The organism is Cytobacillus sp. IB215316 (assembly GCF_033963865.1).
Lineage (GTDB): Bacteria > Bacillota > Bacilli > Bacillales > SM2101 > Nanhaiella > Nanhaiella sioensis.
On sequence record NZ_JAXBMC010000012.1, the window covers coordinates 75,419 to 99,181 of the forward strand.

At 34.7% G+C, this 23,763-nt stretch carries 28 protein-coding genes; 6 read left to right on the forward strand and 22 right to left on the reverse strand.

Annotation, left to right across the window (positions count from 1 at the left end; all coding sequences use genetic code 11):
* Positions 1-22 precede the first annotated feature (22 nt).
* The 5 genes from SLH48_RS17000 to SLH48_RS17020 form a co-directional block, all read right to left on the reverse strand.
* Positions 23-997 (reverse strand): ABC transporter ATP-binding protein, encoded by a 975-nt coding sequence (locus SLH48_RS17000; protein WP_320259133.1) that lies wholly within the window; start codon positions 995-997, stop codon positions 23-25.
* A 14-nt stretch (positions 998-1,011) separates the two neighbouring features.
* Positions 1,012-1,800 (reverse strand): ABC transporter permease, encoded by a 789-nt coding sequence (locus SLH48_RS17005; RefSeq protein ID WP_320259134.1) that lies wholly within the window; start codon positions 1,798-1,800, stop codon positions 1,012-1,014.
* Positions 1,800-2,669, reverse strand: coding sequence for an ABC transporter permease (locus tag SLH48_RS17010; RefSeq protein WP_320259135.1), 870 nt, complete (start codon positions 2,667-2,669; stop codon positions 1,800-1,802). The genes SLH48_RS17005 and SLH48_RS17010 overlap by 1 nt, the downstream gene beginning before the upstream one ends.
* Entirely contained in the window at positions 2,647-3,885 is a 1,239-nt protein-coding gene (locus SLH48_RS17015; RefSeq protein ID WP_320259136.1) for an ABC transporter substrate-binding protein, read from the reverse strand. The genes SLH48_RS17010 and SLH48_RS17015 overlap by 23 nt, the downstream gene beginning before the upstream one ends.
* A 697-nt stretch (positions 3,886-4,582) precedes the next feature.
* A complete protein-coding gene (locus SLH48_RS17020) occupies positions 4,583-4,807 on the reverse strand; it encodes a glutaredoxin family protein (RefSeq protein WP_214483328.1) in 225 nt (74 codons plus the stop codon).
* 192 nt (positions 4,808-4,999) lie between these two features.
* Between SLH48_RS17020 and SLH48_RS17025 the strand changes: the two genes are divergently transcribed.
* Positions 5,000-5,311 carry a thioredoxin family protein gene (locus SLH48_RS17025; protein ID WP_214483327.1) on the forward strand — a complete coding sequence of 104 codons (312 nt, stop codon included), beginning with the start codon at positions 5,000-5,002 and terminating at the stop codon, positions 5,309-5,311.
* Between the two features lie 106 nt (positions 5,312-5,417).
* Complete coding sequence (locus SLH48_RS17030) at positions 5,418-5,552, forward strand: hypothetical protein (protein ID WP_284730469.1); 135 nt, start codon at positions 5,418-5,420, stop codon at positions 5,550-5,552.
* Positions 5,553-5,652: 100 nt separating this feature from the next.
* On the opposite strand, the gene SLH48_RS17035 is transcribed toward SLH48_RS17030, so the two are convergent.
* From SLH48_RS17035 to SLH48_RS17085, 11 genes are all read right to left on the reverse strand, one after another.
* Complete coding sequence (locus SLH48_RS17035; RefSeq protein ID WP_320259137.1) at positions 5,653-6,513, reverse strand: DUF421 domain-containing protein; 861 nt, start codon at positions 6,511-6,513, stop codon at positions 5,653-5,655.
* Between the two features lie 24 nt (positions 6,514-6,537).
* The gene (locus SLH48_RS17040; protein WP_214483325.1) at positions 6,538-6,744 is read right to left on the reverse strand and encodes a DUF1657 domain-containing protein; all 207 of its coding nucleotides are present in this window, start codon (positions 6,742-6,744) and stop codon (positions 6,538-6,540) included.
* Positions 6,745-6,756: 12 nt separating this feature from the next.
* A complete protein-coding gene (spoVAE, locus tag SLH48_RS17045; RefSeq protein ID WP_214483324.1) occupies positions 6,757-7,113 on the reverse strand; it encodes a stage V sporulation protein AE in 357 nt (118 codons plus the stop codon).
* A complete protein-coding gene (gene spoVAD, locus SLH48_RS17050) occupies positions 7,110-8,126 on the reverse strand; it encodes a stage V sporulation protein AD (RefSeq protein WP_320259138.1) in 1,017 nt (338 codons plus the stop codon). Before spoVAD ends, spoVAE begins: the two co-directional genes overlap by 4 nt.
* Positions 8,127-8,609 (reverse strand): stage V sporulation protein AC, encoded by a 483-nt coding sequence (spoVAC, locus tag SLH48_RS17055; RefSeq protein WP_214483322.1) that lies wholly within the window; start codon positions 8,607-8,609, stop codon positions 8,127-8,129.
* A 13-nt stretch (positions 8,610-8,622) separates the two neighbouring features.
* Positions 8,623-9,099, reverse strand: a complete 477-nt coding sequence (locus tag SLH48_RS17060; RefSeq protein ID WP_214483321.1) for a hypothetical protein — start codon at positions 9,097-9,099, stop codon at positions 8,623-8,625.
* 83 nt (positions 9,100-9,182) lie between these two features.
* The gene (locus SLH48_RS17065; protein ID WP_214483320.1) at positions 9,183-9,386 is read right to left on the reverse strand and encodes a DUF1657 domain-containing protein; all 204 of its coding nucleotides are present in this window, start codon (positions 9,384-9,386) and stop codon (positions 9,183-9,185) included.
* A gap of 138 nt (positions 9,387-9,524) precedes the next feature.
* Positions 9,525-9,812 carry a hypothetical protein gene (locus SLH48_RS17070; RefSeq protein WP_214483319.1) on the reverse strand — a complete coding sequence of 96 codons (288 nt, stop codon included), beginning with the start codon at positions 9,810-9,812 and terminating at the stop codon, positions 9,525-9,527.
* A 312-nt stretch (positions 9,813-10,124) separates the two neighbouring features.
* Entirely contained in the window at positions 10,125-10,247 is a 123-nt protein-coding gene (locus SLH48_RS17075) for a hypothetical protein (RefSeq protein WP_284730468.1), read from the reverse strand.
* An 86-nt stretch (positions 10,248-10,333) separates the two neighbouring features.
* A complete protein-coding gene (locus SLH48_RS17080; protein WP_320259139.1) occupies positions 10,334-10,684 on the reverse strand; it encodes a DUF1360 domain-containing protein in 351 nt (116 codons plus the stop codon).
* A gap of 94 nt (positions 10,685-10,778) precedes the next feature.
* On the reverse strand, positions 10,779-13,064 hold the full coding sequence (locus SLH48_RS17085) for a hypothetical protein (RefSeq protein ID WP_320259140.1): 2,286 nt from the start codon (positions 13,062-13,064) through the stop codon (positions 10,779-10,781).
* 210 nt (positions 13,065-13,274) lie between these two features.
* On the opposite strand from SLH48_RS17085, the gene SLH48_RS17090 reads away from it, so the two are divergent.
* Both SLH48_RS17090 and SLH48_RS17095 read left to right on the forward strand, forming a co-directional pair.
* Positions 13,275-13,961 (forward strand): hypothetical protein, encoded by a 687-nt coding sequence (locus SLH48_RS17090; protein WP_320259141.1) that lies wholly within the window; start codon positions 13,275-13,277, stop codon positions 13,959-13,961.
* Positions 13,962-14,290: 329 nt separating this feature from the next.
* Positions 14,291-14,863 (forward strand): hypothetical protein, encoded by a 573-nt coding sequence (locus SLH48_RS17095; protein ID WP_320259142.1) that lies wholly within the window; start codon positions 14,291-14,293, stop codon positions 14,861-14,863.
* A gap of 253 nt (positions 14,864-15,116) precedes the next feature.
* Here the strand turns inward: SLH48_RS17095 and SLH48_RS17100 are convergent, their stop codons facing one another.
* Together SLH48_RS17100 and SLH48_RS17105 are read right to left on the reverse strand one after the other, a co-directional pair.
* A complete protein-coding gene (locus SLH48_RS17100) occupies positions 15,117-15,590 on the reverse strand; it encodes a hypothetical protein (RefSeq protein ID WP_320259143.1) in 474 nt (157 codons plus the stop codon).
* A 108-nt stretch (positions 15,591-15,698) separates the two neighbouring features.
* Positions 15,699-16,514: a UTP--glucose-1-phosphate uridylyltransferase gene (locus SLH48_RS17105; RefSeq protein WP_320259144.1), complete on the reverse strand. Its 816-nt coding sequence runs from the start codon at positions 16,512-16,514 to the stop codon at positions 15,699-15,701.
* A gap of 190 nt (positions 16,515-16,704) precedes the next feature.
* On the opposite strand from SLH48_RS17105, the gene SLH48_RS17110 reads away from it, so the two are divergent.
* On the forward strand, positions 16,705-17,865 hold the full coding sequence (locus SLH48_RS17110) for a glycosyltransferase family 4 protein (protein WP_320259145.1): 1,161 nt from the start codon (positions 16,705-16,707) through the stop codon (positions 17,863-17,865).
* Positions 17,866-18,508: 643 nt separating this feature from the next.
* Here SLH48_RS17110 and SLH48_RS17115 read toward each other — a convergent pair.
* The 4 genes from SLH48_RS17115 to SLH48_RS17130 form a co-directional block, all read right to left on the reverse strand.
* Positions 18,509-18,748: a hypothetical protein gene (locus SLH48_RS17115; protein WP_320259146.1), complete on the reverse strand. Its 240-nt coding sequence runs from the start codon at positions 18,746-18,748 to the stop codon at positions 18,509-18,511.
* A 418-nt stretch (positions 18,749-19,166) separates the two neighbouring features.
* On the reverse strand, positions 19,167-20,162 hold the full coding sequence (locus SLH48_RS17120; RefSeq protein WP_320259147.1) for a hypothetical protein: 996 nt from the start codon (positions 20,160-20,162) through the stop codon (positions 19,167-19,169).
* Between the two features lies 1 nt (position 20,163).
* Complete coding sequence (locus SLH48_RS17125; protein WP_320259148.1) at positions 20,164-21,222, reverse strand: CotS family spore coat protein; 1,059 nt, start codon at positions 21,220-21,222, stop codon at positions 20,164-20,166.
* Positions 21,223-21,270: 48 nt separating this feature from the next.
* Entirely contained in the window at positions 21,271-22,401 is a 1,131-nt protein-coding gene (locus SLH48_RS17130) for a glycosyltransferase family 4 protein (protein WP_320259149.1), read from the reverse strand.
* A 240-nt stretch (positions 22,402-22,641) separates the two neighbouring features.
* Between SLH48_RS17130 and SLH48_RS17135 the strand changes: the two genes are divergently transcribed.
* The gene (locus SLH48_RS17135) at positions 22,642-23,730 is read left to right on the forward strand and encodes a CotS family spore coat protein (protein ID WP_413785438.1); all 1,089 of its coding nucleotides are present in this window, start codon (positions 22,642-22,644) and stop codon (positions 23,728-23,730) included.
* Positions 23,731-23,763: the final 33 nt, after the last annotated feature.

Below are 23,763 nucleotides of genomic sequence, written 5' to 3' on the forward strand. Positions count from 1 at the left end.
AAACAGCATAAAAAATACACTTCTAAGCAAGGAATGTGTGTACGTTACTTCGGTTAGTCACTAGCTTTACTTTTTCTCCTATTTTCACACGACTGTTTGAAGGAACGGTTACACTTTTATTTATTTGATCTACTTCTATTTGATCAAAAAGTTGGCCATGTTTGATAAATCTATTCATTACCTTTCCACTAAAGGCTAGCTTGTGCTGATCAATTTGATTATTGCTCGGAAGCAATTCCAAGTCTTGGATAGGTATAAACTTGTTATGATCTGTGATAAGACCATCACTGAAAAATCTAGCTACTTCCACGTTTACAGGATGATTGTAAACATCTAGTGGCGCACCTAATTGCTGGATTTTATTATCCATAACAATCGCCACCCGATTCCCAATTGTCATAGCTTCTTCTTTATCATGTGTAACAAAAATTGTCGTAATATTTTCTTTCTGCAATAGTGAAACGATCCATTCTCTTATTGATGAACGCAGTTGAGGGTCTAAGCTACTAAATGGTTCATCTAATAATAACAGCTTCGGTTTAGTCATTAATGCCCGTCCTAATGCAACACGTTGTTGTTGGCCACCTGACAACTCATAAGGATATTTCTTTTCATAATGTATTAATTCAATTTTTTCTAGAAGCTGTCTCGCATGATATATTCGATTTTTTCTTTGGTTATACAGCTTTTTTGCACCGTACATGACGTTTTCAAGTACTGTTAAATGGGGGAAAAGGAGGGCCTGCTGAAACATCATGACAATAGGTCTATTTTCCGCTTTCACATGAGTTACATTTATACCATCTACCCATATTTCTCCTGTAGATACTTGCTCTAACCCCGCAATACTGCGGAGTATCGTTGTTTTTCCTGAACCAGATGGTCCAACTAAACTAAGTATCTCTCCTTTATCAAGTTGAAAATTAATGTCGTCAATTACTGAAGTATTACCATACTGCTTTGACACGTTTATGCAAGATACAAATGATTCATCCATTTCATAGCACCTCTTTATCTTTTAGCAATATATATAACTGTTCTTAAGACTAGTTCAATACATAATATAAACACGATAGGGAGGATCGCAAATAGAATAGAAAAGCTAGCAATTACCGCATCATCTACTGTAGTAAAATAAGGGTAGTAAATCGTCGCTAACGTCACTACCGTACCACCTCCGATAAGTGCTGTTAAAACGTATTGACTTAACGAAATGACAAATACGAGAAATGACGCGGTACGTACACTAGCAGATAGTAATGGTAAAGTAATCGTAAGAAATATTTTTAACGGTGATGCACCTAACGATTTAGCTTGTTCTTCCCATTTCACTCCAATACGTTCGTATCCAGCTCTTAAAATTCTAACAGTATAAGGAACGGTTGGAATTAAATGAACAATTGTCACACCTAACCAATGGTCGGCTAACCCCACTTTAATAAAAGTAATGTGTAATCCCATTGCTACTGCTAAACTTGGAATTAGAATAGGAAGTAATAGCAGTGTTTCAAACATTGATTTACCAAAAAAATTCTTTTGTGCTAGCCCTTTCGCAGCAGGAAACGCAATGATAAAGTTTAGAATTAATACACCTATTCCAATTTTTATAGTCGTGTGAAGCGCCTCAATCAGTTTTTGATCTTTAAACAATGTCATCCAGCCTCTAGCCGAAAAATGTTCAGGTACAACTTGACCAAAACGCCAACCGTATGCAAAGCTATTTACTACAATTAAGGAAACTGGTAAACATACAAGGGATATCATAATAAGTAATCCGATATTTTTAGTGAGCTTTGTCATTATATTTTTCCTCTTATAAGCCTTGTTCTGAGCCTTTGTATACTCATAAAACTTACAGCTGTTGTGACCAAAATAAGTAAAGTTATACAAATAAAAGCAGCGAGTGCAAGCGGACGATTACTCCAATCACCTTCGAAAAACCACTGATAAGCAATAATTGCAATCATTTTCGGGTTTGTTGCTCCAACTAGAAAGGGTACTTCGTAAGCTGCTATGATAAACGCAAACAAGATAATAAATGTCTCAATGATAACTGGGAGAAGCCATTTCCATTCGACTGTCCAAAATACATTCCAACTATTGCCACCAAGAGTACGTACAACATCCTCATAGCGATTGTCAATTTCATAAAAAACAGGAATGAGCATGAGAATTACAAAGGGAACTTCCTTCCATATATAAGTCATCATTATACCTAAACCATCTCGATCCATTGTCAATACTGGAAATTGACTTTGATCACTAATTAGCTCAACTGAGTAAAAAATAGAAGCAATAATACCACTAGATGAAAATAAACTAAATACCATGTAAGCTGCAACGAAATGTGGAAAAATCATCGGCAGCCATACGAGTAACTTTAAGTGACTTTTTTGCAACAAATGATAAATAAACTTTGCACTAATAAGGCCAATTATTAATGACATGACAGTTGATACCATTGTTACTCTTAAACTAAACTTGATTGATTGTATAAACACTGTATTGCTAAATAGCTCTTGATATACTTGCAGTGATACTCCACCATCAGTCGACTGTAACGATTCAATAATTCCGTGAAGAACTCCATACGATATCAAGAGAATTGAGAACAACGTCACAGGAAAAAATAATAATAATGTCTTGTTATGGCGTTTGTACCACTTCATTTTGCCATGTCTCCTTCACCCAATTCACATATAGAGAATCTACTTCTGGTAATAAGTGATCCTTCAAGACTTCTGAAGATAGTACAGAATCCCCTCTGTTGACATGTCGTAATTGCTTTTGTAAGTCCTCGGAAAGCTTTGTAGGGTCTAGTGCCATATTCTCTCCCCACATAGAAGGCTCCATTTTCTTTAGTTGGGCTTCAGGTGATAATAAATAATTAATTGCAACCATTGCCCCTGTCACGTTAGGACTGTTGTATGGAATCGTTAAAAAATGTGTATTCCCAATCGACCCAGAGTCAAACACAAATGTTTTTGTTGAATCTGGAAAGATCCCTTTTTCGATCAAGCTCTCAACACGTGCTTCATTATAGCCCATTGTCATCCATACCTCACCATCACTGTACAATCGATCTAATGCAGCTAAATCTTGAGGGTAAGTTTCTCCTGATCTCCATAGAAAAGGTTTAATATCTCGTAAATAAGTCCACATTTCTTGACTTTGAGTATAAATATATTGCTCATCAAAGCTTCGAGATAACAATTGATCTACTCCACCTGCTGCTTCATACATTAAATGGCGTAAAAACGCATTACCTGTAAAGTCACTCGCTTCTGGATATGTGAATTTTCCTTCGTTCTCCTGCACCCACACCTTTAGTTCCTCAAAAGTTCTTGGTGGTTCAGCTATATTTGCTGAATTGTAAGCTAATACAAATTGTACTTTCCCCCATGGTGCTTCCATGTTTTCTGTCGATGTACCAAAATCATATTGCACATCTAAGCTTTCTAAATCGACATATTGCTGGACATTCGGTAGCTTATTAGAAAATGCTCCTAGTAATAACTCATTTTCTTTAGCATTTTTAAAATTTTCACCATTAACCCATATAACATCAATTGTTCCTGAGTCTTTGCCTGCTTTTTTTTCAGTTAACAATTTTTGAAGAATATTCTCTGTATCCATCGGTGTGCGGGTTAAAATAATGTCATGATTCTCAAGTAGTCTAGGTGCTACCCAATCATCAATGTAAGAATTAATCCCTTCATCTCCACCCCACATAAATATATTCACTTCTGTACCACTGGCAAGTTCAATAATATCTTTCCATTCTTGCTGAAGTAAATTCTCAGCTCCGTGTCGGTTAGGTTGATTGTTGTTACAAGCAGATAGTAGAAAGAGAAAAATAATTGATAAACCCTTCAAACTTTTCATATATTGTCCTCCTAGAAAAATATAATATCTTCACTTTCAAGGAGGATCTTACTCGGTATTCTCCCTGATTTTCCTGTTAGCTTATGGCTGTTTTCACATATGTTGTTGTTTTTCGTATTTTTTAAAAAACACGCACACTACAAGAGTTCTTGGCATCTTTTCTTCTTTACAACGATGACTAACATATAAACTTTTTATAGTGCTAATTTGATAACAATAGCAACAAAGTTCACAAAAAGAGCCGGAGCTATTACACTACCACTATGTGTAAGCTTTTCATTATAGTAGAGTAGCTTCACATTACATTTACCAATGTACAACTATTAAGTAATAGTGCATTGTCAATTACTCTTTACTCTTCGATTTGTTAGAACAAAGATAAAAATACGTAAAAACCCAGTTTGATTTTTAGCCAGTAACATGATAACAATTCACTTCTTACTGCCCTAATTTAGTACCAATAGTAAGAAAGTTTATGGAAAGAGCCTTGTTAAATGCTATTATCGCATAGACTATTATCACTCTGAATAGGGCGTTGGGCATGCACAAAGGCACCTTTCTTTAACTAGATTATCTTAATTGCCCACAATTTGCATTGTTGTTCCAACACAATTAACGACAACAACCTTAATCAAAGATTAAAAAAAGAACCTTATGAATATATAACGAATATATTAACAATTTATTAAAACCTCATCTACGTTGTAGGAAACATTTTCAAAATGTCTTTACCAATAATCACTTTATCATCTAGATGTAATATTGGTAATGTTATTTCATTAATGAGTTGTTGTAACTCAAGTAAATACTCTTTATGATGAAAAATATTTTTTTCTGTAAATGGTATATTTTTCTTTCGTAAAAAACTCCTTGTATACTGACAAGATGAACACCCATCCATTGTATATAAAACCGTTGTCAACTTTCATTCCCTCCTTATAATGTCAATTCTAATGACATCATTACTCTTTTTCAGTAAGACAGCTTACATACAATCTACCCATCTAAGGATATACTTTGGGGGAAGAACAAACACAAATCAAATTTGTTCTTTATCTTATCTATTTATGGTACATTGAATAAGTCATTTAATTATGAAAGGGAGAGATCATACATGGAGAAAATCACATCACTTGATCAGTTCAACGATATTACAGCGAGGGACGAAAAATCTATCATCAAATTTTATACAAATTGGTGCCCAGATTGCAGACGTATGGACATGTTTATCGGTGAAATTATTGACGAAAATCCTTCATTAAACTGGTTCGAGATAAATAAAGATGATTTCCCTGAACTAGCGGAAAAATATGATGTAATGGGAATTCCAAGTTTGCTAATATTTAAAAATGGTGACAAACTTAGTCATCTGCATAGTGCAAATGCTAAAACACCTGAACAAGTAAGACAATTTCTAAATGAATAATAATGAGTAGAGCCATTGCAGAATTTATGCAGTGGCTTTATTGTAGTATATATTTTGTTGTTCTTCTCATACTACAAGTAATGCTTACTAAGGGGTTGCTCATATAATGGATCGATTACAGGATAATAAAAAAAGTAATAGTAAAGTGGACCAAGAAAAAGAATTTATTCAACAAACAAACACAAAAAGCCCAAACCAACCTTCTCCACAGCCTAAAGATTATGAAGATATAGAATATTAACGGGATCGTACAAGCGCCTATCTGCATAGACCTTATCTTCATAAGGCGCTTTTTTTTTGAGTGAAATTATGTGGTGTATCATGAACTCAAACCTACTGCTTTAGTGCTCCAAATATGCTGTTAATTTTATCTGCATGTCTTGAAGCTTTTGTGCATTTCTAGCATACATGTCTTTTGCTGTACGATTTTCAGTTTGTAGTGCAAACAATTCAAAATCTGCTTCACATTTTTTTATAGAGGCTAATAGCAATTGCTTTGCTTGTGGTTTAGGAATTTCAATTTTATCGTCATAAACATCTATGGTAAGCTGTCCATAGGAGTCGACCTGTGCAAGAAACACATTTTCTATAGCTACTCCTTTTTTGTCTAGTTCTTCCTTTAACCACCTTCTATTTAAGCCTATCGTCGTAAGGGGCTCATCAAAGATTTGCCCATCCATAACAACAGTTTGCGGCTCCTTTATAGCAGGAGGATTATTAATAACATCCTCAACTGAAAGTGGCTGCTTTTCCTTTTTTAGTAAAACGCTTAAATCTCCATTCGTTTCTAATGTAGCAAATTCAACATCAGCAAATTTAAAGACGTCTTTCTTCCTCAGTTGCTCTAATAGCTCATCTAGCGTATATTTTTCCTTTTTTAAGTTATCCTCCATGATTTTTCCGTTCTTAATGAAAACTGTAGAGTTTCCTTCTACGAAATCTCTAAACTTCTTATTATGTAAAGATAGGAATGAAATAGCTACAGGAAACATTGACCAAATAAAAATGCTTATTAATCCATGCATGACGTTTAGGCCAAGATCCATCGAGAGAGTTCCGGCAATATCACCAATTGTAATCCCAACTATATATTCAAAAAATGATAATTTGGATAATTGCTTTTTCCCTAATATTTTTGTGATGACAAATAAACCAATAATGATTGAAAAAGAACGGATGACAACCTCTATCCAATCAAGCATAGTGTTAGCTCCTTCTCGTAAATATTAAAAACCTCTATATTGAGGCTCTTCCCCTTCTAACTCTCCTACACGTACTTTGATTTCTTCAATAATGTCTTCAGTTAATAGCATCGCTTCATGAAAATTACGTTTAGCCTCACCCTCTACTGATGTTAGTGCTAAACTTTGTAATCCTGCATGAATACCCTTTAAACTTGCTAAGCTTTGCTTTACTTGTGATCCAACGGTCATATCTATCACCTCCTATCCTTTTGGTTTAAAGAGTAACGCTCCGATAAATCCGAATATGATAGCTGCCGAAATCCCCGCACTAGTTACTTCAAACATACCTGTCAGCACTCCTATGATGCCATGTTTTTCAGCTTCTTGTAGCGCACCGTGAACGAGAGAATTCCCAAAGCTTGTAATCGGAATAGTTGCACCTGCACCTGCAAAATCAATAAAAGGTTCGTATAAACCAACGCCATCAAGTATGGCTCCAGCAACAACTAATATACTTAAAGTATGTGCAGGAGTTAACTTAAACACATCAAACATAATTTGTCCGATAACACATATTAAGCCACCAATCACAAAGGCCCAAAAGAAAGTTGCAATCATTCATTCTCATCTCCATTCTCTATGGCTACTGCATGCGCTATGCAAGGAATTGTTTCTCCTTGTTGAAATGAAAGAGGAGATAGTAATGCACCTGTAGCAATGACGAGTATTCTTTTCAGTTCACCTGCTTTCATACGATTAAGTAAATAACCGTACGTAACTGAAGCTGAACAACCTGCCCCACTTGCGCCTGCCAATACAGGCTGACCCTCCCGATAGATAAGTAGACCACAATCTTGGTACTTATGATCTTCGATAGCTAGTCCATGTTTTTTTAATAGATCGAGCGAAATCTCTCTTCCAATATGTGCTAAATCACCTGTAATAATTAAATCATAATGATCTGGTTTAATATTCATATCCTGAAAATGAGCCTCTATCGTTTCAACAGCTGCAGGTGCCATTGCTCCGCCCATATTAAAAGGATCAGTTAAACCCATGTCAACGACTCTTCCTATCGTAGCTGAAGTAATTCGCGGTCCTTTCCCCTCTTTACTCACTAATGCAGCACCTGATGCAGTTACAGTCCACTGTGCTGTTGGAGGCTTTTGTCCTCCATATTCGGTAGGATAACGGAATTGTTTTTCCACGGCAGAATTATGACTTGTAGCACCAGTTAACACGTAATTTGCACCTTGATAATTTACAAGAAAAGCACTTAATGCTAATGCTTCCATTGAAGTTGCACAAGCACTAAAAACACCTAAGTATGGTGCACCAATAGACTGTGTTGCAAATGTTGTGGGAGTCATTTGGTTAATTAAATCACCACCTATAACAAACTGTACCTTGTCCTTTGGTAAATGAGCTTTTTCAAGAGTTTTAAAACATGCTTCTTCAAATAATATTTTGTGAGCTTTTTCATAAGAGTCCTCACCAAGCCACAAATCTTCGTGTAATAAGTCAAAATGATCCGCTAGCTTCCCGTTTGCTTCGAATGGTCCACCTACGGTACCTGTTGATATGATGACAGGCTTATGATTAAACACCCATGTACGATGACCTTTCAGCATTTATAGGCCACCCCATTGTGTAACAATCGTTTTAATTAATCCAACGACAAATGCGGAAAATGTACCAAACAGAATAACTGATCCTGCAAGCTTAAACATATTCCCTCCTACACCAAGCACAAAACCTTCCGTACGATGCTCAATACACGCAGAAATAACTGCATTACCAAATCCTGTAACCGGAACTGCACTTCCGGCACCTCCAAATTGTGCAATCCTATCATAAACTCCAAAACCAGTTAAAAGCATCGATATAAAAACCATTGTTGCGACTGTAGGATGTCCAGCGGTTTGCTCGGTAAAATTAAATTGATAAATATAAAAAAGTTGAATCACTTGACCAATGATACAAATAAATCCACCTACGAAAAAAGCTTTTATACAATTCATCAAAACAGGACGCTTCGTCTCTCTTACCTTCTCAAATTGTTGATATTCCTGTTGTGTTGGTGTCAAGTTTTTTAGTTTATTATTTGCCACCATATCTCACCACCTTTTAAGCTTCTTCTTTTGATAATAAAGTTATGTCATTTAATTCTTTTTCAGCTTTCTTTTTATCAAGCTTATCTTCATCAATTTTCTTTTTAAGCCGCGTCAATTCAATGAAGATTTTTAAGTCCCTAGAAACGGTAATTTTGTAATCTGGAAACTCTTTTTTTAACGCTTTTTTTGCTTTCGCTTCTATATCAGCTAGAAACCATCTGTGAACATGTTTCACCTTGAAACTAACGACAACTTCTTCATCAATATTTACAGCAATAGCTTGCGTAATCCTATCCTGTTTTACTATTTCCTTCATAACTCTTTGTGAAATTGTTTGATCAATCACAATTTGTTCGGGAGGCCTTTCCTTTGATGTGCTACTTAATTTTGTTATCATTTGGTTATCTTCGTTTGACTCTTTTTCCGTCATTGTACAGCTTGATGCTATTATGGTAATGATCATTAAAAAAAGCAGTCTACTTTTTCTCATTCAAAACCAATCCATTCTTTATGTAATGCTTAATTAGTATGTTCAAGCACTTCTTCTAAAAAAGGCTGGTATTCAACCAACCTTTATTGCCTGTACTGAGGTTCCTCTTGTTCAATTTCTTGCATGCGTGGATTGACAAGGTCTACAATTTGTTGTGCCTGCTGTGCAGCTTGCTCATATAATTGTTTAGCTTGTTGATTTTCAGTTTGTAATGCAAATTGCTCAAAGCTCGCTTGTGCACTTTTTAAACCAGCTATCGTCTGCTTAACTTGTGTTGCAACAGTCAAAATAATGTCCTCCTATGCTGGAAATTTCTTTTCACTGCTTATCTTGTATCGTTTACGCATTTTTTATAATAACTTTTTTTACCATCATGCCTTCATATAAAGTAAAACAGAGCTCTTGTAAGGAGCTCTGTTTCAAAATTAAAACCAAGAAAACGGTCTTCTTTGTTGGGGTTGCTCAACATTTTCCTCTTCAGTACTTTGGTCATCTTCATTTACTTCTTCTGTATCAGTTGCTGTTTCATCTGCTTCTTCAGTTGCTACTTCTTGTTGTCTTCTTGGACGAAATCCCCAAGGATCACGGAAAGGCCTTCTTTCTTCCTGTGGCTGTTGTGACTTACTACCTTCATCTTGGATAATTACTTCATTTGCCTTAATGATTAAATTTTCTACATGAATTTCTTTCGGTTTCCGTTTTTTTTCTGCCATTTTCTACCCTCCTGAGAAAAAATCTTTACTCGCTTCTAACATATGCAATATATGATATTAGTGTATAGGCTTTTCAATTAAACAGATCTAACTAATTTATATTTTGAATATTTTTGCTTTGACAGTTGTTTTTCTCACCTATAGTAACAAGCGTTTAGTAACATTTTTTCTAGAGAATTATGAAATAATAGTAATAAAGCTCATATACGACAACAACATATTACAAATATTTCTTAAATTTGTTAAATAAGCTAGAAATCACTCCACCTCATTCACTCATAACTCATACACTTTATGTTAAGCTTTATCAGACTATCTTCTCTTCCCACAACCACAACCACCAGTTTTTTTGTAAACAGGAGTCGCAGGAGGTGGGGAAGCTACGTATTTACCTTGTGAAGGTTTATTTACTGGCTTCATTATGATTTTTTTCACCAAAACACCTCCAAATTCTTTGTGCAATATTATATGCTTAACAAATAAATCTGTTGTAGTGAAAACGAGCAATTAATGCTCTTTCTCTACTCAAGTAGTCTCGAAATAATAACTTCAATGATGGCAGCACAGCCTGCAATGGCAAAAATAAAAATTAATGGTTTGAATAAAAAAGGCCAGAACAAATAACCTACATAAAAAAAGGTCGTACACCATATACCGCTACACCAATAACAACTAAGCAGCTCTCCTATCCAAGCTCGTAACCCAGTCCCCTTCACCTGCATGTACGTTACAATAGCTCCATTTGGTTGCTCTTCCTCGATCACCTCATGAAATGGTTTACGAAGAAATGCTGTAATTGTGTCATAAATGATTAATCTTGTAAGCCGAAAGCTTGCAAGAAATAATATAACGAATTCAAATACAGTTAACATTCATTTCACCTTTGCTTTATCTTAATTTTTTAAAGCTGACTTAATAGCATTTCTGGCACCTTGTCATCTGTAGCAAAAGAGGCAATCTCACAAACTATTTGTTATATATTTTTATTTTTTTTAAGAATGAAACAAACCAAGATTTTTTGTTTTGCTTTTCTTGAGAGCTATTATTTGGGTTGTCAGTTGAATAATGATTTAATAGTTTATCTTCACTTCTTTTAACTAGTTCCTTATTGCTAAGACTCGTTTCTATTCGCTCTATTTCATCAACATGATCTTTAAACTGTTCTTTACTAGTATAAATCGTATGATGCATTGTTGTACCAGCAGTATTTTCAACTTGGTCTGTACTTTCATCAGATTCTTGAGCATGTTGTGAACTAACTGTTGAAGTGTTCATGTAAGTTGTATGTTGAACGTTATCGACATTTTCAAGTTGTTGTTCATCTAAATCACCTTGATTTTTCTGATCCATCACTTCATCATTTGCATTATAATTTTCATCAGACTCTACGTTTAATTCAATTATTGTCTGTTGTTTTTTTCCCATTTCATTTTCAACAACTGAATTACTAGTCATTTCTTCTTTGAGCTGTTCACTACTTGCCTTTTGTTCTAGATGAAGGGCTTGATTAACATGTTGTTCTTTTTCCATGTCTATTTCATTAGAAGATACTTGTTGCTCGTCAATGCTAACCTCTTCCACTTGAAGGTTTTCAATATCAATTATTTCATTATTCTTTTGCTCGAGGTGAGAGGTTGTATTGGCATGTTGTTGTTCCATGTCAATTTCATTTGTAGATACTTGTTGTTCATCAATGCTACTCTCTTCTTCTTGAAGATTTTCAATATCAACTATTGTGTTATTCTTATGTTTGAGGTGAAGCTCAGCGTTTGTATGTTGGACATCAGAATCCGTAGCACTGTTAAGTTGAAAGTCATCATGATCTTGTGTACTTAACATATCTTTACTAGCTTCTATTTCTAGAGCTTCTTCCTTAACGTTTTGTTCACTATACTGCTGATGAATTAAATTATTAGTCTCTAACTTCTCTGAAACAGTATGTTGAGTTACTCCATTTTGAGCGATGTCTTCAGACACATGTCCGTAAGTACTTAGTTGTTCAGCCTCTGAAGGTGTCATTTTTGTACTTTGCTCTTTACTTATTTTCTCCTCTGCAACAACATTTTCTATTTTGTGGGTCATGTCATTATTGTGTTGTTCTTTACCTTTTATCTTTAGCTTTTCCGGGTTTATTACCGCTTTTTCGGGTTTATGTTTTTTTTTTTGTTGATTTAATGACTGATTAGTTTCGTTGGACTGTTTTCTAAGACGCGTTAACGGATCAACATAATTTGCATTCTTTAAACTTGGCATTTTATATTTAGGTACCACATTTTTTTGATGACTTGTTCTTTGCTGTGATGATTCAACCTGATCTTTTTGAGTCAATACAATAGTTTCTGGAGAATTTCGTAAAATTTCACTTAGTTTTATAAAGCTATTTGTAGTAGTAGAAGTAGTAGTAATAGAATCTGATTGTCGACCGTTTTTTTCCTTAATCAAGTTTGAAGTATTATTTACTTCCTGTTCCTGAACAGGTACACTTACATCAGATTTTGTTTGGGGTTGGTTGGTTTGTGTGCGAGCTGATTCAAAAAGCTCTTGTTCATCTTTTTCATTACTATGCGGTTGAATATCTTCTTGTTTTAGCTTAGAAATTTTATGTTCCATATTATTGATTTTCTCTAGTAAGGTCTTGATTTGTTCATTTATACTACCTTGTTCCTCGTGCTTTATTTTATCTGCCACCACTTTTTTGTTTTCTTGTAATTGCAGTACATTATCCTGTTGGTTTGCGATAATTGAAAGTAATTGATCGATTTTCCCACGTAGGTTCTCATTATCAGCTTGTAATGATTCACTTTCCTTTTCCATTTCCACCAGCCTCTTTTCATAATCTTTCTTTTTTAGTTCTATTGATTCGAGTTGATCTACAAGTGTTGATTGAATACCTTCTAATTTTTCACATGTATCTGTTAAGGAGTGTATTTTATTTTCGTACATATCTCTTTGCTCTGTTAATTGATTCAATACTTCTTTAATCATTGAAAACTGTTCAAGCAAGTCCTGTTCAACATTTGCAAATTGAGAAGACATTTTTATATAAAAGTCAGATAATTGTTTTTGAGTTCGTTGTTCATCTTCATTTTTATTTTTATCTGACTGTTCATCACTAAACTTTTTGACATCCTTTACATTTAATCGTTCCTCGTTCATTTGAATTAATTCTTTATATACTTCATGCATATATTGTAAGCCTTCTAATTGTTTTTTTAAGTCTTCATTTTCTTGAATGATATCATGGTTATCCAAGTTCCTCCCCCCCTTTATAAGTGCAATTTTGTAAAAGGAAATATGTTTTTTACACTTAACCTTACCTACATTTTATGCACATTAATTTAAATGTTTACATCATTAAGTGCACATGCTCAAAAATAAAAAAATAGTCATTTATCTTATCACATACTAACTGTCAATTCATAAGATGAAGTAGATTCAAAATTTATGGAAAGGAAGATTTGTATGGCAATTAAGCTTGACGATTCTTGGAAGGAAGAATGTATACATGTTTGTAAAGTGTATGACTGGACCACTTTACTAACAAAGCTTACAGACAGAGAATTACAGTTAACGACTTCAAATTCTCCAATTGACTTATCTATGGCAACAATCGACAAAACGATGTGTGATGTGTCACTTATCGCTTGTGAAGAGCCAGATCCAGATGATCGTACAGAAGTGTTATGTTACCATGACGGCAGAGAAATTCGCTTATGGAAAGTCTCGTTAAAGAAAACTTTTTGTATTGATATAACTGTAGAAGCAACAGGGACGAATGCAAGCGGTATGACAGAAACGGTTTGGGTAACATTTGACACAGTAATGGTTTCTACTTGTGAGGAAGTTCTTCTATGTGCACCTCCTGGAACAGAAGTATGCTGTGATCCGTTTGAACTAGAGGGTCATAAAACTTGTAAAGTCGAACCAATTATGAATATTTCATGTACGCAAAATGCTGATGGAACTTTTACTTGTTCTGCAACAACTTGGGTTTGTCTTAAATCTTGCCAAAACATCATGGTGAAATTTGATGTTGTGTTGAAAGTTTGGGCTCAATTCTGCGAACCTAGAGGAGAAATTAAGTGTGACCTAGATTGCATACCACCAGCGAATCCTCCACAATGTGATGAACTGTTTCCGTTGTGTTGACAACATTTCATAACCTCTTGATACAAACTTGTGAGCTAACATAGTTCTGACGATATCAACGGAAAGTGCCTTACTATATTTGAAGGCACTTTTATTTTTTAGGCCATTTTTATAAACTTTGTTGCTTCAGCTCCTAAAATAGAAGATAAAGATCGTTTTATAGAAGAAACTGCCACGAAATCTATTTTGGAAAACACTCGTCCATAAAATAGTTTTAACTACGACTATATTTTTCACTTGTTAGACAATCTTATTTTTCATACATATATATTGACTTCAATTACTTTCTTGTTATGGTTAGCACTTTTATCAAAAGGAGGATAAAACAAATGAAGGAATCGTTTCGTGAAATTGAGCAGCGACTTGCGCAGTACGAAGCTGATTTAAAGGCTGTTAAAGAAGAGTATCTCTCAGCTAAAAATCAGCTTGACAACAACGAAATTGTATCCGTTATTCCTTATTTTCAATATTCAGTACTGCTACCAAAGGATAAAGAAAATACAATAAAAGTATTCGGATCATTCGTCATTAAAAATATTGGTACCGTTGAAGTGAATGAGCCGATTATTTGCTTACTCGCTTCTCCTTCGAATGACATTTTAATTAGCGGTAAGATTGGTGAACATATAAATTATGACCCCCACGACAACCCATATCAATTAGAAGCTTGGGATTATGTAAATGACACACTTAAGAGGAAAGTAGAAGACAATGGTGAGTATTGGTTAAAACCAGTAAGAACAAAACAAATCCGACCAGAAGAACAACTATCTTTCGCAAATTTCCATATATCCTATCACCTAAATCAGAAAGTCCCTATATTTAAGGTAAAGGCATTCTTTTATAGCCAGGAATTGAAAAAAGGAGTTGCCTCCATTAATCAGATTATCATTCAACACTAAAGTATAGTTAAAAAAATTACATTAATTAGGTTGCTAGAACTATTTTACTAACAACTAAATTAAAAACTAAGAGAACGTGACCTTACCTTACGTTCTCTTAGTTATGGAGCTTCCGTGTATGTTGTTATTTTTAGTACTAAGAGGTGGCATCCTTTCATCTTTCAAGATAGAGCTATCCATTAAGGCAAGTTCTATATGTTCTAATAATAGTAAAATATATACAAAGTTTACGAAATGAGTCTACTTTTTAAACTCATCCTTTTTGAAATGTTGTTACATTTAAGCTTTGGCAATTACTGGTGATTCCAGTATTAAGAGCTGTATTAACATCTTCAATCGTAAGTCTATACATATGACAGCCGACTCCTGGCTCATCACAAACAGTATTGTTTGGTGTTAATGTAAAAGTACTATTCATTCTGTCATCAGTAACAGTGTACTCACATAATACTACAGGAGTAGCCATACTACTAGTAATACGTTCAACTCTGTAAGTTACGCCTATTCCAGTCTCATTCGCTGTTGAAGCACCGGTCACTACTTGTAGGTCAACCATTGTATCCACTTTGGCAACCCAATCCTTTTCAGTGACTCGTATCATTGGCGTAGTCAATTCGATATTCGTAAAGTTACTCATACCAGCCGTTTTCACTAACAAATTTGCAACATTTGGATTCACGCAATAAATTTCATTTTCTCTTTTCCCTTTGCATTTACAACCTGACATCCGATTTCCATCCTTTCGGTAGTATTTTTAAAGGTATGATTTATACCTGTTTCTAATTTAGTAAATGCAAGTTATATTAAAATTGAAACGGACAAGAGTCTACCATTTTTACCCATTTTTTATATCACTGTAAACAAAATTTAGTAATTTCATATAATCATCCATACTACCAATATCGTATCTTTTTCCTTCTATTAATTTGCCGTATATATTTTCTGATTGCAACAATGCTTTCATGCCATCTGTCAACTGATATTCACCGCCAATACCTCGTTTAATATTATCCAATTGCTCAAAAATCATTGGTGTAAACACATACCTACCTATGACTGCTAATTGAGAAGGTGGGTTTATCTTTGGCTTTTCAACAATATCAGTCAACCTATAAGTATCGTTACTATGCTTTTTTCCTTTTATTACGCCATATTGATTTAAGTATTTTTCGTCAACCGTTTGTAAACCTATGACACTCTCTTTATATTTCGTAAATACATCAATTAATTGTTTCAGACATGGTGAATGTTTATGGAGAATGATATCATCTGGTAATAACACAGCAAACGGCTCGTCATTTATAAATGACTTTCCGAGACGAATGGCATCCCCTAGACCTTTCGCAATAGGTTGGCGAGTATAGTGAATTTGTATATCAGGTATATTAGGAGCATCCATCAAATGCATTTTATTTTTCCGCTCAAGAAATGCTTCAAGTTCAAGTGAATGGTCGAAGTAGTCAACGATAAGGTTTTTTGATCGAGAAACAACCATTAATATTTGTTCAATTCCTGACTCAATTGCTTCTTCCACTACGTATTGAATGGCGGGCTTAATGCCAATCGGAAACATTTCCTTGGGAATAACCTTTGAGATTGGTAAACTACGTGTTCCATATCCTGCTGCTGGTATGATCGCTTTTTTAATCACGTCAACCTCTCCTCACTTCCTATCTTTCCGTTAGATAATTACCTTCCTATATGTTATGCGAGAAACCTCTCCCTGCAAGTTGACCATGATAATATTACTTACTTGCACTATTTTTGGGCTCCGCATTTGTCACAAAAATAGCCATAACAAGAATAAAATATGAACAGACACGGAAGGAGGGATGGATAAGGTGAAGATTTGCTTTATTTGTACCGAAAAGCTTCCATCACCATCAATTAGAGGAGGGGCGATCCAGCTGATGATTGATGGGGTGCTTCCATATTTAAAAGATGATCATGACATAACAGTTTTTTCAATCACTGACCCTGATCTACCTGATAAGGAAGAGCGTAGTGGAGTAACCTTTATACGTTTTGACAGAGAGCATTATAGGTCACTAGTAGCAGAAGAATTAACTAATCATACCTTTGATGTAATTCATGTATACAACCGCCCTGCAAATGTGCCACTATATAAGCAAGCTTCTCCATCTAGCCGCTTCGTCGTTAGTCTTCATAATGAAATGTTTGCAGAACATAAACTTCCCTTTGATGAAGGTCAACAAATTGTACGTGACGTTGATGCGATTACGACTGTAAGCAATTATATTAAACAAACAGTGCTAACACGATTTCCAGAAGCTGAAAAAAAAATAAAGGTCGTCTATTCTGGGGTCGATTTACAACAGTTCATTCCACTATGGTCTTCTGAAGGCAAACGCATCCGCCAACGATTACGTCAAAAGTATAGTATTGCTCAGCATGAAAAAGTCATATTATTTGTGGGCCGCTTAAGCCAATCCAAAGGCCCTCATATATTACTCGAGGCAATGAAATATATATTAAAAAAGAATGAACATGCTGTTCTCGTTATTGTTGGGGGAAAGTGGTTTAGTGATAATAATATGAATGGCTATGTGCGCTCATTGTACAAACAAGCACTTCCATATGGAGATCGCATCATTTTTACAAAGTATATTCCAGCTGAACATATTCCACATTTATTTCTAATTGGAGATGTATTTGTCTGTAGTTCTCTTTGGAATGAGCCATTAGCGAGGGTCCATTATGAAGCGATGGCTGCTGGTATTCCAGTAGTTACTACTAAGCGGGGTGGAAATGAAGAAGTTATGATTGACGCAATGAACGGCCTACTTATTTATGACTATAACAATCCTTTGGAATATGCCAAATCAATCAATTTTATTTTATCACACCCATCCATTGCGAGGGGGTTTGCTAAATTAGGCAGAAAATTTGTTGAAGTTAACTTCCAGTTTCACCACGTTGCAGATCGGCTAGAAAGGGTATACAACGAAGTATTGTATGAAGAAAAGCAAAATAGCACCTAAAAATTTTGCCCTCGTTACGGAACAACTCCAACAATTTGAACTCAAAACAAAAAGCGGCATATTGCTGATTTTTGTTTTTTGCTATTTATCGCATTAATTTCTTTTTTTTCTTCTTAGCCTCCTTTCGTAAACTCTGATATTATGTAAATTTGCGAAACTACTAAGTATCATATAATTTTACAGGCTTTTGAGAAGAAAAGATGCTACGAATATAAGTTATAATCCTGTATAGTTCTAATTACGAAAAGCAACAATTAATACAAAACAGCTTCTGCATAAAAGCTATGGTAATCTTTAAAGGCTCTTTTCGTAAACTTTGTTGCTATTGTTATTAATTTAATACCAAAAAAGTGGTTTTTTTATTGTTTGTCATCATTGTACAGAAGAAAAGATGCCACGAACGCTATCTGTGTACTGTTTTATTTCTTAATACGAAAAACAACAATCAATGTGAAAACAGCCTCATCAAAGACCGTCTTTCTATTTAAAATAAAAAGCAACACAAATGTCAAAACCACCAACTCAACAATTATAGTTAAAAAGGTCAAATCTCCAAATTCTATAACTTGTGTTTTGAGATATTCCCTCTTTTACAAGCTATAGAAGTAAAGATCTGACCTTACAGGTTGTAATTTACAGTAGTTTAATCTTCTTCGTCATCTTCATCTTCTTCGTCTTCATCTTCATCTTCTTCGTCTTCACCTATGACATACTCATAGACATTACCATCTTCATATTCTAGTTCAATTTCTAGCTCTTCAAATGATAAGTTCTTAATTTCTTTCAATACAGCCTTCAAAGCCTCCTCAGGACTTACATTATGTGAAAGCTCAAACCCTTCTTCAAAATCAATATCTACTTTTACTGAAATGACTTCACCCAATTGTACTCCTCCTCACCCGAAATTCATTACGCTAACATGATATGCATCTTGCATTAAATTATTGACAAAATAATATTGAATTTTTGAGGGGTAAAAGATTTACCAGCCCATAGAGACCTAATTACTAAGAAAAGGCTCTTTTTCATAAACATTGTTCTTATTAAGACTAAAATCAGTCATCAATTAATAGTTATAACCTGATTTTGCATGTGAAAAGATGCCATGAATACTTGATTTTTACATATTTAGCTTAGTATGAAAAGCAACAATTAATGCGCAGACAGCCAATGACAAACATCGCAATATAGAAGCAAAGATGGGGACTTTATTTGTACAAGGGTTTATTTTTTAGTATAAGAAAAAAAGACAGCCTAAAAATAAGAAAACTGCATGACTATATCTAATTGCCAAAATAAGTTTAATCATTGCTTATATATATGGATGGTTTAGGTAAAGGGTCGGTTGAAGCAATCATTATTACCTTTTCTTCCTTAAGTATTTCTTGATCAACATTGGCAGTATCGTTCACTGTTATTTCTTTAGTTTTCTCTGAGTCTTCTTTCACATTGTCAACTTTATCGATACCATCAACTTCATCTGATGACAAACTACTTAATGGCTCTGTTGAATCATTAGCCTTCTCATGAGTAACATTCGTTTTTAAATCTGGTGATTTATCTACATTGCCATCTTTTGAATTTTCCTCATCAAATAATTGGTGTAAACCCTTTTTTGATTGCTGTTTGCTGCTCTGATTTTCATCATCCTTGATTTGACTCTTCGTATCTTTACCAATTGATTGTGTTTTTTCTTCTACGAGCTTACCGCTAGATGAGCTTTCACCTTTCCTTTCCTTTAAACTATTTTGGTTACTTGCACTAAAAATGGGATATTCACCGAATTCTTCTTCTAAAAGAATACGATATAACGCCTCCTTAGATCCCTTACGAATGTTCTTTCCTTTATCATCATGACTATGACTACTTCCTTCCATTACTTGAAAATCGCCAGATTCCTTTGCATGACTATCGAACTCCTCATGATCATCAGTAATCGTATCTCCATTGGTCGTTATCTCTTGTGTATCGACACTTTCTTCCAGAGCAGGTATTTCACTACCAATTCCATCTAGTTGCTCGTTCTTTATAGCTGATTCCTCATCACTGTTTTCTTGGATTACTATATCATCTGTCACTGTATTTACTGTCGGGTATTCCTGCAGGATTACTCCTTCAAGTGAGGATAAATGATTTTTTACGGCTAGTTCATTTAAGACAATTTGATCTATATTATCAAGGATTTGTTCATACTCTGTAATACTCCATCCCATCGGTCCGGGTGGTGAAAATGTAAATTTTGCTAAATCAAGTTTTGGTATCTTATTATTCGCTTTGTCAGATTGATTTTCAACCACATCATTCACCTCCTTTTCCTTCCTTTATACTACTAACTATTTCTCGGTACTGATGTAAAAACTGTTCTTTTGAATCTTCCACTGCAATAATATTTTGTAACGCCCAAATATACTTTTCATTACCCCAGGATCTTTTCTGGCTTAAATAGTATTTGTGTATAATTGAACAGAATAAATACGGAAATTCTAAGTCGGCCCATAACACTTTATATTGATCTGGAGTTAACGGATTAACAGCTTCATATGAACTTAGTAACTCAACAGCTAGATCAGTATCCCACACCGATAATTTTTTCATTAATTTATTTAGCAAAATGCGTAAATCTCTTGATGGTAGGTCATAAGTAATTGAATGTAACTCTCTCATAAATGGATTTCCGTCAATTTCTGTAAATCTAGCTAGTGTAAAATCCTGTTGACAGTAGCTCCTTTCCTCAATTGAATTCTTTGTCCACTGTTCATACTGGCCGTTATCAAGAGCTCTTAAGGCATTTTGTCCTCGTTCAAGCATTTTGTCAGCATACATTAAAAATAACTTAGAAAATTCGTCCTCAGGATAAGACTGTGCTAACTGCTTGTTACCCGCTAATTCTTGCAATTTCCATCGATATAATTTATGCCATTTGTCAAGTCTACTACGCTTTTTACTTTCCGAGGCTGGAACATACCCTTTTGAAGAAATATGAAATTGTGCGGCAAATGCAAATGTTTTCTTCATCTGATCCTTGTTGTAATAAATCATTTCATTTCCTACTACTTTATCGTATAACACATATGAAAAATCTTTTGCTCCGAGACAAATTGCACCGCTTGATGTTTTATGAATTGGTGTTATCGCCAAACCATTTTTATAGAGATGATCATGTGCTCCAGCGATAAACAACATTCTTCTCGGTTTCATTTGTGCCTGTTTTAATATTTTTTCACCTTCATTTGTCTTTACTTCCCAAGTTGTCCTTCCACTCCGACTTTCGATGAGATGAATGTCTAATATATCAAATGGATAGAACTGTAAAACTCGGTTCAAATAAGAGATGTCTTGAGTATACTGTTGTTCCAAATACTTTCACCCTTTCAGAAGAGGATTCGTTTTAGTTAGTGAATTAGCTCATGCTTGTTCATACACATGTAACAAATTCTCGGCTACTCGATCCCAGTTAAAGTCACGCTCAACGATTGAACGACCATATTTACCCATGCTTCTACGCGCATTTCCGTCATTTAACAATAGATTGATTTTCTTTGCATATTCAATAGGGTTTTCAAAATCATCAATGATATAACCATTCTTACCTTCTTCAATGACTTCTGGATTTCCACCACGCTTACTCGTTATAATTGGTAAACCAGCAGCCATCGCTTCATAATGTACACGTGCAAGTGGCTCTTGCCATTGTGAAGAACAGACAAATACATCTGACATTGCATATAACTCTGGAATATTTTTCGGTCGCACAAACTTAATAAACGTCACATGCTCTTTGTACATGGCACCAAACGTATATAAATGACGTACATAATTGTTAACATTATCGTCACCGAACCATTTGGACCCGATAAAAACCATCATGATATCTGGATGTTTGTCTATGATGTACGGCAAAGCTTGAAGGAGTAAATGTGGACCTTTAACTTTACTTAAACGACCTACGAATAAGACAATTTTTCTACCTTGTAAATTTAATTCGTCCCGAATTCGATTTCTTGTACTCTTACCATTTCCTGTCCATGCAGGATGATAGTGGTCTATATCTACTCCTGAATAGACCGTCGATGTTTTATTTACGGCTTCTGGAAATCGAGATGTAATTGTATTTCCAATAAAATTACTAACCGTTACGATTTTTGAAACATTTTGAATACAATCTAGACCCTCAATGTCAGTCATTTTTTCATAATCGAACATTTCATTATGCACACTTAAGACAAATTTAGTTTGGGGTGAGGCAGTAGCTAGAATTTTTATCCAATTTGGACGATTACATAAATGTATGACATCATAATTTTCAGCTTTAATATGAGCTTCAATTTGCTCAACATATCGATCTGCACTAAACCGAACATATTTCACACCATTTGTTTGTTCAAAATCAAGTAACTCAGAGTCTGTAATTGAAATAACTGTTACATTATGCTTTTTAGCAATGATTGACGCAACCGATTGTAAATATATTTGAATCGCTCCACCTCGTATTGCAGGTACAGGAAGTTTCTCTGTAGCGATTAAAGCTATTTTCATAATCAACCTCCATTCATTTACACTTAGTAAAATTGAGATAAACTATCCTTATTTATTTATGATACGAGTTTGTAAGGACCGTTGTTCCTAATTACTTTTCATTTTTTTAAATGTAGGCACGTTACCTAGCTACAGTGAAAAATACTAGAACTAGGAAAATACCTATTTTTTTATGAAACTGAGAAAATTGTTGGCAACTTATGTTGGATAACCATACATTAATCATACAAGGATTGGAGGATGGTGACTGGATTGATTGAGGATCAAATTATAGTTGATCAGTTTGAAGAAGAAGAAAGTGAGTATGTATTAACACCAGAAGAAGAAGAAAAGCTGTTAAAACTTGCAGAAACAATTATGCCTTATTGGGATTTTTCAATAACTAATATTGAAGTTATCCAAGGGGGGCAAATGGCACTGGTTTGGAAAATCCATACAACAGAGCAAGTCATTTGTTTAAAAAGAATACACCGCCCTGAGAAAAAAGCGCTTTTTTCTATTTATGCCCAAGATTACTTAGCACAGAAAGGTATGAGGGTTCCAGGAATTATACCTAATAAGCATGGTGAACTCTATTCTAAACATGGACCATTTTTGTTTGTTGTCTATGATTGGATTGAGGGCAGACCATTTGAATTAACCGTTACTGAAGATGTCGAATTCATGATGAAAGGGCTTGCAGAATTTCATTTAGCATCGATAGGTTACTTGCCACCACCAGGTGTTCCGGTATTTAAAAAGCTTGGTAGATGGCCAAATCATTATATTAAAAGGTGTCAACAGATGGAAACATGGAAGCTAGTTGCGCAAAGATTTCCTGATGATCCTTTTTCACAAACTTATTTAGCTGAAATAGATGCATTTATTGATGAAGGACGTAATACATTAAAGAGACTATTTGAATCAGAGTATCAAACATGGGTGCAAAGTATGGAGGCTACACCTACTTTATGTCACCAGGATTATGGCACAGGTAATACATTGTTAGGAATAGATGAGCAGATCTGGGTAATTGACCTTGACACCGTATCGTATGATTTACCAATCCGTGATTTGCGCAAAATTGTCATACCACTGCTGGACACTACTGGTGTTTGGAATGAAGAACAATTCAACATTATGATAAATGCTTACGAATCAATTTCACCTCTTTCTTCAGCACAAAAACAAATTATGTTCATTGATATGTTGTTCCCTTACGAGTTATACGATGTGATCCGTGAACGATATGTACGTCAATCTCCTTTACTACCCGATGAATTAACAGGAGCATTGGAATATGAACGAATTAAATCCACCGCATTAAATAAGTTGATTGATCAAATATAACAAAAGCTCTAAATGTCTACACGACAATTAGAG

What these genes read in the sequence shown, in the direction of transcription:
- SLH48_RS17000 (WP_320259133.1), bottom strand. Translation starts at nt 997, where the DNA reads ATGGATGAATCATTTGTATCTTGCATAAACGTGTCAAAGCAGTATGGT.
- SLH48_RS17005 (WP_320259134.1), bottom strand. Translation starts at nt 1,800, where the DNA reads ATGACAAAGCTCACTAAAAATATCGGATTACTTATTATGATATCCCTT.
- SLH48_RS17010 (WP_320259135.1), bottom strand. Translation starts at nt 2,669, where the DNA reads ATGAAGTGGTACAAACGCCATAACAAGACATTATTATTATTTTTTCCT.
- SLH48_RS17015 (WP_320259136.1), bottom strand. Translation starts at nt 3,885, where the DNA reads ATGAAAAGTTTGAAGGGTTTATCAATTATTTTTCTCTTTCTACTATCT.
- SLH48_RS17025 (WP_214483327.1), top strand. Translation starts at nt 5,000, where the DNA reads ATGGAGAAAATCACATCACTTGATCAGTTCAACGATATTACAGCGAGG.
- SLH48_RS17030 (WP_284730469.1), top strand. Translation starts at nt 5,418, where the DNA reads ATGGATCGATTACAGGATAATAAAAAAAGTAATAGTAAAGTGGACCAA.
- SLH48_RS17035 (WP_320259137.1), bottom strand. Translation starts at nt 6,513, where the DNA reads ATGCTTGATTGGATAGAGGTTGTCATCCGTTCTTTTTCAATCATTATT.
- SLH48_RS17040 (WP_214483325.1), bottom strand. Translation starts at nt 6,744, where the DNA reads ATGACCGTTGGATCACAAGTAAAGCAAAGCTTAGCAAGTTTAAAGGGT.
- spoVAE (WP_214483324.1), bottom strand. Translation starts at nt 7,113, where the DNA reads ATGATTGCAACTTTCTTTTGGGCCTTTGTGATTGGTGGCTTAATATGT.
- spoVAD (WP_320259138.1), bottom strand. Translation starts at nt 8,126, where the DNA reads ATGCTGAAAGGTCATCGTACATGGGTGTTTAATCATAAGCCTGTCATC.
- spoVAC (WP_214483322.1), bottom strand. Translation starts at nt 8,609, where the DNA reads ATGGTGGCAAATAATAAACTAAAAAACTTGACACCAACACAACAGGAA.
- SLH48_RS17060 (WP_214483321.1), bottom strand. Translation starts at nt 9,099, where the DNA reads ATGAGAAAAAGTAGACTGCTTTTTTTAATGATCATTACCATAATAGCA.
- SLH48_RS17070 (WP_214483319.1), bottom strand. Translation starts at nt 9,812, where the DNA reads ATGGCAGAAAAAAAACGGAAACCGAAAGAAATTCATGTAGAAAATTTA.
- SLH48_RS17080 (WP_320259139.1), bottom strand. Translation starts at nt 10,684, where the DNA reads ATGTTAACTGTATTTGAATTCGTTATATTATTTCTTGCAAGCTTTCGG.
- SLH48_RS17090 (WP_320259141.1), top strand. Translation starts at nt 13,275, where the DNA reads ATGGCAATTAAGCTTGACGATTCTTGGAAGGAAGAATGTATACATGTT.
- SLH48_RS17095 (WP_320259142.1), top strand. Translation starts at nt 14,291, where the DNA reads ATGAAGGAATCGTTTCGTGAAATTGAGCAGCGACTTGCGCAGTACGAA.
- SLH48_RS17100 (WP_320259143.1), bottom strand. Translation starts at nt 15,590, where the DNA reads ATGTCAGGTTGTAAATGCAAAGGGAAAAGAGAAAATGAAATTTATTGC.
- SLH48_RS17130 (WP_320259149.1), bottom strand. Translation starts at nt 22,401, where the DNA reads ATGAAAATAGCTTTAATCGCTACAGAGAAACTTCCTGTACCTGCAATA.
- SLH48_RS17135 (WP_413785438.1), top strand. Translation starts at nt 22,642, where the DNA reads ATGGTGACTGGATTGATTGAGGATCAAATTATAGTTGATCAGTTTGAA.